This window comes from Pantoea sp. Morm (assembly GCF_016643525.1).
GTDB lineage: Bacteria > Pseudomonadota > Gammaproteobacteria > Enterobacterales > Enterobacteriaceae > Pantoea > Pantoea dispersa.
The window spans coordinates 86521-99867 of record NZ_VOQX01000009.1; the positions used below are offsets into that span (position 1 = coordinate 86521).

Annotated in this window: 12 protein-coding genes, 1 tRNA gene and 1 pseudogene; 7 read left to right on the top strand and 7 right to left on the bottom strand. The window is 52.8% G+C overall.

Annotated features, from left to right (window positions below):
• Window positions 1-121 precede the first annotated feature (121 nt).
• Both FT726_RS05510 and rsuA read right to left on the bottom strand, forming a co-directional pair.
• Window positions 122-1315 carry a Bcr/CflA family multidrug efflux MFS transporter gene (locus FT726_RS05510; protein WP_021509253.1) on the bottom strand — a complete coding sequence of 398 codons (1194 nt, stop codon included), beginning with the start codon at window positions 1313-1315 and terminating at the stop codon, window positions 122-124.
• A 12-nt stretch (window positions 1316-1327) separates the two neighbouring features.
• Window positions 1328-2050: a 16S rRNA pseudouridine(516) synthase RsuA gene (rsuA, locus tag FT726_RS05515; RefSeq protein ID WP_021509252.1), complete on the bottom strand. Its 723-nt coding sequence runs from the start codon at window positions 2048-2050 to the stop codon at window positions 1328-1330.
• Between the two features lie 225 nt (window positions 2051-2275).
• On the opposite strand from rsuA, the gene FT726_RS05520 reads away from it, so the two are divergent.
• Both FT726_RS05520 and rplY read left to right on the top strand, forming a co-directional pair.
• Window positions 2276-4030 carry a DEAD/DEAH box helicase gene (locus FT726_RS05520; RefSeq protein ID WP_346302548.1) on the top strand — a complete coding sequence of 585 codons (1755 nt, stop codon included), beginning with the start codon at window positions 2276-2278 and terminating at the stop codon, window positions 4028-4030.
• 131 nt (window positions 4031-4161) lie between these two features.
• Complete coding sequence (gene rplY, locus FT726_RS05525) at window positions 4162-4446, top strand: 50S ribosomal protein L25 (RefSeq protein ID WP_010618083.1); 285 nt, start codon at window positions 4162-4164, stop codon at window positions 4444-4446.
• 64 nt (window positions 4447-4510) lie between these two features.
• Here the strand turns inward: rplY and yejK are convergent, their stop codons facing one another.
• Window positions 4511-5515, bottom strand: a complete 1005-nt coding sequence (gene yejK / locus FT726_RS05530) for a nucleoid-associated protein YejK (protein ID WP_021509250.1) — start codon at window positions 5513-5515, stop codon at window positions 4511-4513.
• Between the two features lie 158 nt (window positions 5516-5673).
• Here yejK and FT726_RS05535 point away from each other — a divergent pair, with 158 nt between their 5' ends.
• The 3 genes from FT726_RS05535 (at window position 5674) to FT726_RS05545 (ending at window position 7822) form a co-directional block, all read left to right on the top strand.
• On the top strand, window positions 5674-5901 hold the full coding sequence (locus tag FT726_RS05535; protein WP_021509249.1) for a YejL family protein: 228 nt from the start codon (window positions 5674-5676) through the stop codon (window positions 5899-5901).
• Between the two features lie 23 nt (window positions 5902-5924).
• A complete protein-coding gene (gene yejM, locus FT726_RS05540; RefSeq protein WP_215800821.1) occupies window positions 5925-7673 on the top strand; it encodes an LPS biosynthesis-modulating metalloenzyme YejM in 1749 nt (582 codons plus the stop codon).
• A gap of 72 nt (window positions 7674-7745) precedes the next feature.
• A tRNA-Pro gene (locus FT726_RS05545) sits at window positions 7746-7822 on the top strand.
• Between the two features lie 124 nt (window positions 7823-7946).
• On the opposite strand, the gene FT726_RS05550 is transcribed toward FT726_RS05545, so the two are convergent.
• Window positions 7947-9067 (bottom strand): IS3 family transposase gene (locus tag FT726_RS05550; RefSeq protein WP_346302549.1). Its coding sequence is split into 2 segments (ribosomal slippage): window positions 7947-8809 and window positions 8809-9067, totalling 1122 coding nucleotides; the frame shifts between segments, so codons are not numbered across the junction.
• A 991-nt stretch (window positions 9068-10058) separates the two neighbouring features.
• Between FT726_RS05550 and FT726_RS05555 the strand changes: the two genes are divergently transcribed.
• Entirely contained in the window at window positions 10059-11075 is a 1017-nt protein-coding gene (locus FT726_RS05555; protein WP_346302550.1) for a DUF4062 domain-containing protein, read from the top strand.
• Here FT726_RS05555 and FT726_RS05560 read toward each other — a convergent pair.
• On the bottom strand, window positions 10995-12092 hold the full coding sequence (locus FT726_RS05560; protein WP_346302551.1) for a site-specific integrase: 1098 nt from the start codon (window positions 12090-12092) through the stop codon (window positions 10995-10997). The genes FT726_RS05555 and FT726_RS05560 overlap by 81 nt on opposite strands.
• 277 nt (window positions 12093-12369) lie before the next feature.
• Between FT726_RS05560 and FT726_RS05565 the strand changes: the two genes are divergently transcribed.
• Window positions 12370-12696 carry a four-helix bundle copper-binding protein gene (locus FT726_RS05565; RefSeq protein ID WP_346302552.1) on the top strand — a complete coding sequence of 109 codons (327 nt, stop codon included), beginning with the start codon at window positions 12370-12372 and terminating at the stop codon, window positions 12694-12696.
• A 33-nt stretch (window positions 12697-12729) separates the two neighbouring features.
• Here the strand turns inward: FT726_RS05565 and FT726_RS05570 are convergent, their stop codons facing one another.
• Window positions 12730-13002 carry a hypothetical protein gene (locus tag FT726_RS05570; protein ID WP_058769922.1) on the bottom strand — a complete coding sequence of 91 codons (273 nt, stop codon included), beginning with the start codon at window positions 13000-13002 and terminating at the stop codon, window positions 12730-12732.
• 142 nt (window positions 13003-13144) lie between these two features.
• Window positions 13145-13347 (bottom strand): annotated as a pseudogene (locus FT726_RS05575) (hypothetical protein); the annotation flags it as partial.

Sequence of the window (13347 nt, forward strand, 5' to 3'; positions counted from 1 at the left end):
AATGTCGTTACTTTTTTATCAATTAATTTTCACAATATGGAAACATTAAGCAGAGCGAGAGTGCGGAGAGGAGCAAATCAGGAGGTGAAATAACAGCGGGCTCAGCATAGACCCGCCGCCATCACGCGGTGTGGCGCGGACGAGCGGCGTAGCTGAACAGCACGATTGAGACGGTAGCGCACAGCGCGATGGTGGCGACCATCGGCCAGGCGCTGTTGACGCTGACCAGCGACAGTAGCGCGCCAACCAGCGCACCGACGCCAAAGCGCAGCGTACCGGCCAGCGAGGATGCGGTGCCGGCCATATGGGGAAATTCGTCAAGGATCACCGCCATCGCATTGGAGGATACGGTCGATACGCAGCCAATAAACATTGCCACGCCAAACACCAGCGGCAGGAAACCGAGGTTAAGCGCGCTGACAATCAGCAGCCAGATGCCCATGGCAAACTGAATCAGCAGACCGAGGCGGAACATCGCCAGCGGTCCGAAACGGCGCACCGCGCGGCTGTTAATCAGCGTCATGACAAACAGAAACACCACGTTGAGGCCAAAGTAGTAGCCGAAATTCTGCGGCGACACATGGTTCACTTCAATGTAAACAAACGGCCCGGCATTAAGAAAGGTAAACAGCCCGGCAAACGAGAAGCCGCTTGCCAGCATATAGCTGAAGGCGCGTTTGTGCCGCACCAGCGCGACAAAATTGCTCAGCGTGGTGCGCAGGTGAAAACGCTGCCGCTGCTCGGGCTTAAGCGTTTCGCGGATCTGCGTTACCACCAGCACGGTGGTAATCAGCGCCGCCAGCGCCAGCGTCCAGAAGATGGCGTGCCAGTTCCACAGCAGCAGCAGCCAGCCGCCGATGATCGGGGCCAGCAGCGGCGCAATGGTGGTGATCAGCATGACAAACGACATCATGCGCGAGAAATCTTCTTTCGAATAACTGTCGCGCATCAGGGCGTTAATCACCACGCTGGCCGCGGCGGCGGAGAGCCCGTGCAGGAAACGCATCAGAATCAGCTGGTCAATGGATTGCGACAGCGCACAGGCTGCCGCCGCGCAGGCGAAAATCAGCGTGCCAAGCACAATCACCGGTTTACGTCCGTAGCTGTCGGCCAGCGGGCCATACACCAGCTGACCAATGGCGAAGCCGAGGATGTAGAGATTCAGCGTCATCTGTACGCTGCCGGCCGACACCGCGAATTCACGGGCAATTTGCGGCATCGCCGGCAGATACATATCAATGGAGAGCGGCATCAGCATGGCCAGCAATCCCAGAATCACCACTAATCCCACCGGTGAATTTTTTTCCTTACGCACCACTGTCTCCCGCTATTTGCGCTGTTTCAGTTCGTCCGGCAGGCCGATGCTGTTGATTTCCGCCTCGGTCAGTTCACGGTATTCGCCTTCACCGAGCTCCTCATCCAGCACAATCTCACCGATGCTTTCACGATGCAGCGCCGTGACGTGGTTGCCCATCGCCGCAAACATACGTTTCACCTGGTGATAGCGCCCTTCACTGAGGGTGAGGCGCGCGGCTTTCTCATCGAGGATTTCCAGCTGCGCCGGTTTGGTCAGATCTTTCTCGTTGTGCAGCTGAATGCCGGCAGCAAATTTTTCGATCAGCCCCGCGTCAAGCGGCTGCTCCAGTTCCACCAGGTAGGTTTTCTCCAGGTGATGGCGCGGAGAGGTAATGCGATGCGACCACTGACCATCATCGGTCAGCAGCACCAGCCCGGTGGTATCAATATCCAGCCGCCCTGCCGCGTGCAGTTTGAACGCCGCCGGCTCCTCAATGAAATAGAGAATGGTGGGATGATCCGGATCGTCGGTGGAGCAGACATAGCCCTGCGGTTTATTCAGCATGAAATAGCGCGGGCCCTGCTGCACCGTCAGCGGATTGCCGTCGTACTCTACGGCATCGTCCGGCAGGACTTTATACGCGGTGTCGCGCACCACTTCGCCATTGATGGTGATCTTTCTGCCACGTATTTCACGGCCAGCGATGGCACGGCTAACTTCCAGTTGCTGAGATATGAATTTGTCGAGTCGCATGAATTCGCTTTTTTGCCTGTTACTGCGGAGGGGAACTGAAACGGCATTTGCCCGGTAAATCATTTACAGCGTAGCGCGGCGGCCACGGCATAATTGAGCGCAGGGTTAACCGTTGAAAAAGTGTGGGCAGTATAGCCTGAACCTTCGCCTGCTAATAGTGCCGATCCTGCGTTTCAGCCACTTTCATGGCATAATGCGCGTCCGTTCCAGAAAAAGCCGGTTCCCATGTCGTTTACCCTGCGCCCCTATCAGCAAGAAGCCGTTGATGCCACCGTTGCCCATTTTCGCCGCCACGCCACGCCAGCGGTGATTGTGCTGCCGACCGGCGCCGGCAAAAGCCTGGTGATCGCCGAACTGGCGCGGCTGGCGCGCGGTCGCGTGCTGGTGCTGGCTCACGTCAAAGAACTGGTGGAGCAGAACCATAGTAAATATCAGGCGTATGGCCTGGAGGCGGACATCTTCGCCGCGGGCCTGCAGCGCAAGCAGAGCGACGGTAAAGTGGTGTTCGGCAGCGTGCAATCAGCGGCGCGCAATCTGGCCAGTTTTGACAGCGCCTTTTCGCTGGTGATCGTCGATGAGTGCCATCGCATCAGCGACAACGAGGAGAGCCAGTATCAGCAGCTGTTCGCCCATCTGCGCCAGCACAATCCGCAGCTGCGTCTGCTGGGGCTGACCGCCACGCCATTCCGCTTGGGCAAAGGCTGGATTTACCAGTACCACTATCACGGCATGGTGCGCGGCGACGATAACGCGCTGTTCCGCGACTGCATCTACGAATTGCCGCTGCGCTATATGATCAAACATGGCTTTCTGGTGCCACCTGAGCGGCTGGATATGCCGGTGGTGCAGTACGATTTCAGTCGGCTGATCCCGCAGAATAATGGCCTGTTCAGTGAGGCCGATCTTAACCGTGAACTGAAACAGCAGCAGCGCGTCACGCCGCAGATCATGCGACAGATCATCGAGTTCGCTGAGACGCGCCGCGGCGTGATGGTGTTTGCCGCGACCGTTGAACACGCGCGGGAAATTCTCAGCCTGCTGCCGGAAAACAGTGCGCTGGTGTCGGCGGAAACCCCGGTGAAAGAGCGTGACCGGCTGATTCAGCAGTTCAAAGCGCAACAGCTTAAGTTTCTGGTTAACGTGGCGGTGCTGACCACCGGCTTCGACGCGCCGCACGTCGATTTGATCGCCATTCTGCGCCCGACCGAATCGGTCAGCCTGTATCAGCAAATTGTCGGTCGCGGGTTGCGGCTGGCACCGGGCAAAACCGACTGCCTGATCCTTGATTACGCCGGAAACCCGCACGATCTCTTTACGCCCGAAGTCGGCGCACCGAAAGGCGCCAGCGATAACCAGCCGGTGCAGGTGTTTTGTCCGGCCTGCGGCTTTGCGAATACCTTTTGGGGCAAGGCGACCGAAGATGGCCACGTCATCGAGCACTTTGGCCGCCGCTGTCAGGGCGTGATCGACGATGACGAGGGCAATCGCGAGCAGTGCGACTACCGTTTCCGCTTTAAAAGCTGCCCGGACTGCGGTGCAGAAAATGATATCGCCGCGCGCCGCTGCCAGCAGTGCGACAAGGTGCTGGTCGACCCCGATGATATGCTGAAAGCGGCGCTGAAGCTGAAAGACGCGCGCGTACTGCGCTGCAGTGGTATGACGCTGGCGCACGGACGCGATGATAAAGGCGAATGGCTGCAAGCCACCTATTTTGATGAGGATGGCACCAGCGTCAGCGAGCGCTTTCGCCTGCGCACCCCGGCGCAGCGCACCGCCTTTGAGCAGCTGTTTATGCGGCCACATCAGCGTGCGCCCGGCGTGGAGCTCGGCTGGCAGACCGCCGCCGATGTGGTGGCGCTGCAGCCGCTGCTGCGCCATCCCGATTTTGTGGTGGCGCGCGCCAAAGGCCACTTCTGGCAGGTGCGGGAAAAAATGTTCGATTATCAGGGACGCTATCGCCGCGCTAACGAGCTGCGCTAAGCGGCGGAATCATTTGCCCCGCTGTGGCAATCCGGCTATAATGCCGCCCGCTTTTGCATCCGTAAAAGCGTATTGAATAACCGTCCTGTTGCTGGGTCGCCTGTAGCAGGAACTATAGAAGAGATCTTAAGATGTTCACTATTAATGCAGAAGTACGTAAAGAGCAGGGTAAGGGTGCGAGCCGCCGCCTGCGCGCAGCGAATAAATTCCCGGCCATCATCTATGGCGGTAAAGACGCTGCGGTTTCTATCGAACTGGACCACGACGCTGTGATGAACATGCAGGCCAAGCCTGAGTTCTACAGCGACGTGCTGACTCTGGTTGTTGACGGTAAAGAAACCAAAGTTAAAGTTCAGGCTGTTCAGCGTCACCCGTTCAAGCCAAAACTGCACCACATCGACTTCGTTCGCGCTTAATCGCTAACGGGTTGACGAAAAAACGCCGCATCTGCGGCGTTTTTTTATGGCGCAAATCGGGCGATCACTGGCCGCCGGTACGACGCTGCAGCTGATCGCGCAGGTTTGGCGGCGTGCCTTTAATGGTCAGCGTATCGGTGGCCGGATCCCAGAAAATGCGCTCGCCCAGCAGCATGGCATCAAAGTTAAGCGTTAATCCCCCGCCGCTACCGGCAAACTTCGTCAGCTGACGCAGGGTGCTGCGGTCAGCCGGGAAATGCTCTTCCAGCTCATAACCCTGTTCCTGGGTAAACGCCTGAAAGGTTTTTTCGCCCAGCGGCGGCAGTTCGCTGGAGAGATCTTCCAGCGCAATCTCCTCGCCCGCCTGCAGCTGTTCATTGCAGTAGCTGTAGACCTGTTGGCGATAGTTCTGGCGCTCATTTTTATCCAGGCTGGACTCGGCACAGTAATCATCTACCGCCTGCAGCAGCCCGCGGTTCTGTGCTTTGGTATCCAGACCGACGCTGGCGCCGAGGAAATCCATGAAGAAATCAGCCACTTTGCGCCCCACGCGTCCGCGCAGGAAGGTCAGGTAGCGCGTGGATTCCGGGTTGGTTTCCCACTCGGTGAGATCGATACGCGCCACGATATCGGCATGGTTGATGTCCAGATAGTGCGTGCTGCTGATGTCGAGCTGCTCGTTAACGCGCATGCTCGACTGGCTGTTCAGCACAGCCACCAGCAGATACTCCACCGCCAGATAGCGATAGTGCAGAAACAGCACCACGCCGCCTTCGGCGAACGGGTATTTGCTCAGCTCGTCGCGCAGGCGTCCGGTAGCCGCACGGCTGAACGCCAGGAAGTCATCCTGCCCTTTGCGGCAGTTGCGCAGCGCTTCCGCCAGCTCGCTGTCTTCATTAAACAGGCCGTAAGCCTTGCTTTTGGCGCTATAGACGCGGTGTAACTCTTCCGCCATCTCTTCCACCGCCTGCGTGGCAGGTAACAGGGTATCGCGCAGCACCAGTTCCAGCTGGTTTTCATCACGTTTGACTAACTGATGCAGGGCAATCTGGTCGATATCCAGACTCATGGTAGACTCTCCTTTTGGCTCAGGCGCGTATTCAAACACCGCCCGCAGCCGCTTTCAACTGCGCGCACAAACTGATCGTTCTGCTTGCGATAAAATTGCGGAAAAAAGTGCGTTGTTACGGTAATATACCGCGTTTTCACACTTGATTAGTCGACGATATGCCACAATCATCCCGTTACAGCGACGCGCGCGTCGAACAGCTTCTCGCGCAGCTGGCGCAGGTTCTTGAAAAAGACAAAGCGCCAACCGATCTTTCCCTGATGGTGTTGGGGAACATGGTGACCAATTTGATCAACACCGACATCGCACCGGCCCAGCGCCGCAGCCTCGCCCGCTCGTTTGCGGAAGCGCTGCAGTCTTCCGTGCGCGATGACAACGCCCACTAAATTGCAGATTTGACCTCATAAATATGGTAACCAACCGGCAGCGCTACCGTGAAAAAGTCTCCCAGATGATCAGCTGGGGGCACTGGTTTGCCCTGTTTAATATTCTGTTTGCGCTTATTTTAGGCAGCCGCTACCTGTTGGTCGCCGACTGGCCCTCTTCCCTCGCCGGCCGTATTTATGCGTTTACCAGCTGGATTGGCCATTTCAGCTTTATCGTGTTTGCCGCTTATCTGCTGATTATCTTCCCGCTGACCTTTGTCGCCATGTCGCAGCGGTTGCTGCGCGTGCTCTCCGCCGTGGTCGCCACCGCCGGGCTGACGCTGATTATGGTCGACAGCGCGGTGTTCAGCCGTTTCCATCTGCACCTCAATCCGGTGGTGTGGGAACTGGTGGTCAACCCCGATCAAAGCGAGATGGCGCGCGACTGGCAGCTGATGTTTATCAGCGTACCGCTGATTTTCCTGGTTGAGATGCTGTTTGCCACCTGGAGCTGGCAAAAGCTGCGCAGCCTGAACCGGCGTTCGTTTGGCAAGCCGCTGGCCGCGCTGTTTATCAGCGCCTTCTTTGCCAGTCATCTGCTGTATATCTGGGCAGACGCCAACTTCTACCGGCCGATTACCATGCAGCGTGCCAACCTGCCGCTCTCCTATCCGATGACCGCACGGCGTTTTCTGGAGCGACACGGCCTGCTGGATGCGCAGGAGTATCAGCGCCGTCTGGTGCAACAGGGCGATCCGGAAGCGCTGTCGGTGCAGTATCCGCTCAGCGATATTACGTTCCGCGATGGCGGAACGCGCCACAACCTGCTGATTCTGACGGTGGACGGCCTGAACAATGCCACGGTGGATAAAGCGCTGCCGTCGCTTAATCAGTTCGCCAGTGAAAACGTGCGCTTTACCCAGCATTACAGCGCCGGACTGCAGCCGGAAAAAGGCCTGTTCGGTCTGTTCTACGGTATCTCCTCCAGCTACATGGACGGCGTGCTGGCGGCGCGCATGCCCTCTGCCCTGCTCGGCGCGCTGAACAGCCAGGGTTATCAGTTCGGCCTGTTCTCTTCCGATGGCTTTAGCCAGCCGCTGTACCGTCAGGCGCTGCTGGCGGATTACAGCCTGCCGCAGGCCGATACCCAGCCTAACAGCACCACGGTGACACAGTGGCAGAACTGGCTCAATGGTCAGAAAGGCGGCGCGCCCTGGTTCTCATGGATCGCGCTCAACGGCGTGACGGTAACCGGCGACAGCACCAAAGCGCGCCAGCGCAGCTATATGCGCCAGGCAACAGGCGTGGATGAACAAATCGCGACGGTGCTGCATACGCTGCAGCAGAATGATGCGCTGAAGAATACCGTGGTGGTGATCACGGCGCAGCGCGCCATTACCTTCGACAACAGCGATAATCCGGGCAACCGCGCGACGCTGCAGGTACCGCTGGTGGTGCACTGGCCGAATACACCGGCGCAGAGCATCGATCGCCTGACCGATCAGCAGGATGTGATGACCACGCTGATGCAGCGCCTGCTGCACGTGCGCACCAATCCGGTTAACTATTCCCAAGGTGAAGATCTGTTTGCCGCGCAGCGCAGCCATAACTGGGTCGCCAGCAGTGAAGATGGCAAACTGGTGGTGACCACGCCAACGGTGACGCTGGTGCTCAGCAACAACGGTAACTACAGCGCGTACGATGCCCAGGGCAAAGAGCTGAAAGATCATAAACCTCAGCTGGCGCTGCTGTTGCAGGTGCTGACGGAAGAGAAACGGTTCACGGCAAACTGATTAATTATGAGGCAGTTAAGCTGCCGGCATATTGCAATCGCCAATGGAACCAGTAGTATAACCCTCCACGTTCGGCACGTAGCGCAGCCTGGTAGCGCACTGTCATGGGGTGTCAGGGGTCGGAGGTTCAAATCCTCTCGTGCCGACCAACCAATTTCCCCGACATAGCAGCGTTTGATGAGAGTCATGCGCTGCTTAGTCTATTGTTTTATCCCTCCGTTCACAACTGTCTGTTCACAGTCAGTGACCTACCCCCAGTATTAGATACAACACTCAGTTAGTAATGTCGGTTTGTTTACCTTCTAATTTTCCATTTCTCCAGCTTGCTGCAAATTCAGCCGACGTCTGGTATTTCAGCGATGAATGAAGTCTGGACTCGTTATAGTCCTGCCGCCAGTCATTAATGATTTTCCGGGCATGAAGAATATCGCTGAACCAGTGTTCGTTCAGGCATTCATCCCGAAAGCGACCGTTGAAACTCTCAATAAATCTGTTCTGCGTTGGCTTACCTGGCTGAATAAGTCGTAACTCCACACCAAGCTTAAAGGCCCATTGATCGAGTGCGCGGCAGGTAAACTCCGGGCCCTGATCAGTTCTTATTGTCGCCGGATAGCCTCGAAAGAGCGCGATACTGTCCAGAATACGCGTGACCTGAACCCCTGAAATACCGAAAGCAACGGTTATCGTCAGACACTCCTTAGTGAAATCATCCACACAGGTCAGGCACTTGATCCTCCGACCATTGGTCAGTGCGTCCATAACGAAATCCATCGACCATGTCAGGTTCGGCACATCCGGGCGCAGAAGCGGAAACCGTTCGGTTGCCAGCCCTTTACGGCGTCGTCTGCGTTTTACGCTCAGTCCATTAAGGTGGTAAATACGGTATACCCGCTTGTGATTGACGTGAAGGCTCTCCCGACGCAGCAACTGCCAGATGCGGCGATAGCCAAAACGCCTGCGCTCCAGTGCCAGTTCAGTAATGCGCCCTGATAAATGGGCATCAGCCGCCGGACGCTGAGCGTCATAGCGGCAGGTCGACAGGGACAAACCTGTGAGTCTGCAGGCACGACGTTGCGACAGACCCGTCGCATCACACATTAACACCACGACTTCGCGCTTCTGGTCTGTCGTCAGTACTTTCGCCCCAGAGCCACCTGAAGCGCCTCCTTATCCAGCATGGCCTTGGCGAGCAGCTTCCTGAGTCTAGCGTTCTCTTCCTCAAGTGACTTCAGGCGCTTAACCTCAGGCACCTCCATGCCGCCATACTTCTTACGCCAGGTATAAAACGTGGCGTCGGAAATGGCGTGCTTACGGCAGAGTTCCCGGGCAGAAACGCCGGCTTCAGCCTCGCGGAGAATACTGATGATCTGTTCGTCGGAAAAACGCTTCTTCATGGGGGAGTCGTCATGTGACTTATGAAGACATTACTAACATTGCGGTGTGTTAATAAACGGGGAGCAGGTCATGTGGAGAATGGGAGATCTGCCCTATGCGTTTACACAGGGCATAACATAACCCGCACTGTTGAGGTTCCAGCAAGCCAGGATTGCAAGGCGGCTATGACGCTCGAAACATAGGAATGAAAAGATTTTCGTTAGTGACAAAAAAACCTGCAATTTAGTTTCATTCCCCCACATTTCATTACCCTGTTCTTGCTAAAACCCCCTGATTTTACTCTTATTTGAGTAAAAACAGGCAGTCGATCAAAAAGTGAAAAAAAAGTTGTTGACCGTTGACATCAGTGGCAGCCCTTACGGAATGCGGATCTAGGAATTTCGCCACCCCCCAGGAAGGATTTTTTTGTGAAAATCAACTCTTGTGAGAACGATGTGACAGGATAAAATGTATGCATGTAGGGGAAAGTCGCTTCACAAGCCACTACATGATGATTATGCACAGACTTACTCACATGCTTAGAATCATTGTGGATAAATTATTAACTTATCCATAAGCCGCGATAGTGGCTTCTAAAGATACGTGGTAGGCTTCTATTAATGGTTCAAATCTGATGGGTTTAAACATGAGAGGAGTGGCTATGAAAAGAAAAAAAGCTGGAAACACGGCTAGGTGTTTTCCAGCTTTCCCAACACCAGAAGGTGTTTTGCAGTAAAGAAGTTTCGTTGCCGAACTGCCTTACTGACGATCACGTCAAGGTCATTGTAATGGCAGTTTCGGTTCCATGTAAAGTCGCTTGAAGGAATCCCGATGCGCTTACATTCAATCTTGTTTGACCGAAACGGCAATCCTAAGCCCTACCTAATCCCTTTGATTTGGATTAGTAAGGTTGCGCTGAGTGCCCTTTTTAAGTCTATTTTCGATCGCTACCTTAAGTAGTACCCCTTTTGTAAAGTATTGGAGCAATCTCGGATTGCTCCAACCTTTGCAATGAAATTTATTGACTCAAAAAAATTAGATTATCATTCTGATTTGGTGAATAAAATGGATAAAAGATATCAGGTTTTCGTCAGTTCTACTTTTACTGATCTTAAAGAAGAACGAAGTAGTGTTATTCAAACATTGATGGAAATGGATTGTATTCCTGCCGGAATGGAATTGTTTCCCGCTATTGATGAGCAACAATGGGAATTCATTAAAAAAATCATTGATGATTGTGATTACTATCTACTGATTATAGGTGGAAAGTACGGCACTATAGCTGAAGATGGTTTGAGTTACACTGAGAAAGAATTCGATTATGCTGTTTCTAAAGGCTTGAAGGTTGTTGTGTTAGTTCATGAAGACCCAGAGTCACTACCATCCAAAAAAACTGAGTCATCTCCTGAAGCCAAAGAAAAACTCATTAAGTTTATTAAAAAAGCTGAAACTGGACGCCTCAGAAAAACCTGGTCATCTGTCAAAGAACTACCTGGCCTTGTATCCATGAGCATGACAAAAACCATAAAAATACATCCTGCGATTGGCTGGGTAAGATCCGATAAAAAATCTAATGAGTCCGATTTACGTGACTTAATTGAACTCCAGAAAGAGAATGAAGAATTAAGAAGAAAGTTAGCTGAGTTTCCTATTGATAATGATCTTACCTATGCTGGTGAACTTGCTGATTTTGATTCTGTTTTTGAACTTAATTACAGAGTATCACCTGTCTTCAATGAATGGGAAGAACATTCATCACATAAAATGTCTTGGTCATGGCGTGAATTATTTCATTTTCTTTCTCCTTATGTTTACAAAGGCGTCAGTGAAAGTAAACTTTCTGACTTAATCATAGACAAACTTGATAAAGATGTTCCCAATGACTTTATTGTTAGATTGGATGAAAGCGATTTTCAAACAATCGAATTACAATTTATCGCTCTTAATTTATTCACTTTGGAAGATAAAGAATGGCGACTCACTTCTAAAGGAAAGAAAATGATGATGGAAGTTAGAACTATAAAATGAATTTAGGGGGGCTCCCCCCCAAATAACTAACCCCATCAAATCAACTACACTACTTGCTTTAATGTGACTGTATCTTGCAAGCATGGTAATGCTTTTATGTCCCGAAATGCATTGCAGTTGTATCGTGTTAAGTCCCTTGTCTGCATAACGTGTAATTGCGGTATGTCTGAGACTGTGAAAAAAGACATCAGTCAACTTAATACGCCGTGCTGCCCTTCTGAATCCCTGCGTTACTGTGTAGTCAACATAAGGGAATAACTCTTGATTGCTATCTCTTCCATCACATAATTCTGTGAGTAGCGACAGGGCAATAGACGAAAGTGGAACATCACGGCTTTCACCATTCTTTGTTTGAGTCAGATGGAGAACGCGTCTTCTGAGATCGACCATCTCTGGCCTTATACTTAAAATCTCGCCACGGCGCATAGCTGTTTCGTAAGCAAGGATTACTATTGGCTTTATCCTTGGGCTAATTGCATCAAGCAACATTTGATACTCCAAGGGTTCAATGATCTTCACGCGAGGCTTTCTAGGTGGCGGGAGTTTAACTGGCTGCACCACATCATCGCATTTGATCCCCTTTTCAGCTTTAGCCCATCGTAAAAGCCTTGATAACAATTGCATCTCTAACCTAACAGTGCTTCCTGCTACGGACTGCATACGTTTACTTCGATAGGATGCAACAGCTTCGCTTGTTATGTTTTCCAAAGGCTGATCGTGGAAAAATTTTGAGAGAGTATTCAACTTGTACATGATTGCCTCATAGCCTCCACGCTGTTTACCTTTCACAGTCATGGCCTCTTTCAAGTATGAAGGTATTAATTTATTAATCGTGTTTACCTTTGGTCGCCCTTTTTGAGGAGTATCAGTGACTTGATTAGGGTGATTCGTCTCCTGAGATTTAGCCCAAGTTTCAGCTTTATATCTTGTAGGATGGGTTGATGAAACAGGTTTGCGTCCTGCAATTCTTACTTGAGCATTCCATTTACCCGAGTGTAGTTGTCTAATAGTAGCCATTCACATTTACCTTCTTTGTGTGAATGCTGCTGTGCCTTGAATACCATGACTTTTGATCCCTCTAGGAAAGTCAAGGGTGTCAGGGGTCGGAGGTTCAAATCCTCTCGTGCCGACCAAAATCCCAAAGAAAGCAGCCTTTATGACTGCTTTTTTATTTTCTGCTGTAAAATCGCGACGTTAAGCACAGCGCGGTAATAAATCCTAACGCTTTCCTTCATTGCATAATGACCAATCCTTTCCAGGCTTAAACGGTTAATCACTAATGCAGGGAGGAAACATGCCTGATGAATATAAACGCTGCGTGGAGGCCTGTTATCTGTGCGCAGCCGCGTGCGACCACTGCGCAACGTCCTGTCTGGATGAGAAAAATGTGGAGATGATGCGCGAGTGCATCAGGCTGGATATGCAGTGCGCGAATACCTGTCGCCTGGCGGCGCAGTTTATGGCGCTGAACAGTGGATCGGTGCAGCAGCTCTGTCAGTTCTGTGCCGACATCTGCCAGCAGTGCGCGCAGGCATGCCAGCAGCATCAACATCAGCACTGCCAGCAATGCGCTCGGGCCTGTCAGCGCTGTGCAGAGGAGTGCCGTAAAATAGCGGCATGATGACAGCAAGCTTGAGATTCGCTACGGCGAATCTCAATCGTTAACGCTGAGCGAAACCTCTGCCTCGCAGGGTTGCACCAGAATCAGCGGGCATTTCTTCACCTTGCACGCCTGCGAATAAGCCAGCTCGCACACTTCGCAGATATCGCGCACTTCCGACTCATACTCATACTCCATGAAGTAGCGAAACGTACCGCTGCGCGTGTCACTGCGCCAGAAGCGTTGCGGTTCCAGTATTTCATCCAGCTGCCTGAAGGTCAGGGCTGAGGGGTTGTGAAAACCCACTCTTACACGATATTTAGTCATGCCCTGATAATTATCGAGTTTCCGCTGCGTTGCCAGCCGGAAACAATTCTCGCTGGGATAGGGAAAATCTTTGCTGTGGATAACGCATCGGGTGCCGCAACCAAACGCGCGACGATCGCGGCACAGATGAAGGGCTAAACAGTCAGCGTTTGATTTTTAAATCATCATCCCAGCGGTCTGCCGCCGCGTTTGCGGGATCGTGATCCTGCAGCAAAAACTCGCCGTTTTGCTGGGCGATCTGCTCACCGGTATCGGTAATCGCGTTTTGAATAAACACCTTTGCCTGCGCGCCATTCACAAAGGTGAGCTGATGGAAGGCGGTTTTGTTGCCCCAGTCTTTTGACG

Excerpts from the sequence above, each read along its gene's own strand:
- yejM (WP_215800821.1), top strand. The coding sequence starts at position 5,925 with ATGGTAACCAACCGGCAGCGCTACCGTGAAAAAGTCTCCCAGATGATC.
- rsuA (WP_021509252.1), bottom strand. The coding sequence starts at position 2,050 with ATGCGACTCGACAAATTCATATCTCAGCAACTGGAAGTTAGCCGTGCC.
- FT726_RS05560 (WP_346302551.1), bottom strand. The coding sequence starts at position 12,092 with ATGGCTACTATTAGACAACTACACTCGGGTAAATGGAATGCTCAAGTA.
- FT726_RS05555 (WP_346302550.1), top strand. The coding sequence starts at position 10,059 with ATGAAATTTATTGACTCAAAAAAATTAGATTATCATTCTGATTTGGTG.
- FT726_RS05520 (WP_346302548.1), top strand. The coding sequence starts at position 2,276 with ATGTCGTTTACCCTGCGCCCCTATCAGCAAGAAGCCGTTGATGCCACC.
- FT726_RS05565 (WP_346302552.1), top strand. The coding sequence starts at position 12,370 with ATGCCTGATGAATATAAACGCTGCGTGGAGGCCTGTTATCTGTGCGCA.
- rplY (WP_010618083.1), top strand. The coding sequence starts at position 4,162 with ATGTTCACTATTAATGCAGAAGTACGTAAAGAGCAGGGTAAGGGTGCG.
- FT726_RS05570 (WP_058769922.1), bottom strand. The coding sequence starts at position 13,002 with ATGACTAAATATCGTGTAAGAGTGGGTTTTCACAACCCCTCAGCCCTG.
- FT726_RS05535 (WP_021509249.1), top strand. The coding sequence starts at position 5,674 with ATGCCACAATCATCCCGTTACAGCGACGCGCGCGTCGAACAGCTTCTC.
- yejK (WP_021509250.1), bottom strand. The coding sequence starts at position 5,515 with ATGAGTCTGGATATCGACCAGATTGCCCTGCATCAGTTAGTCAAACGT.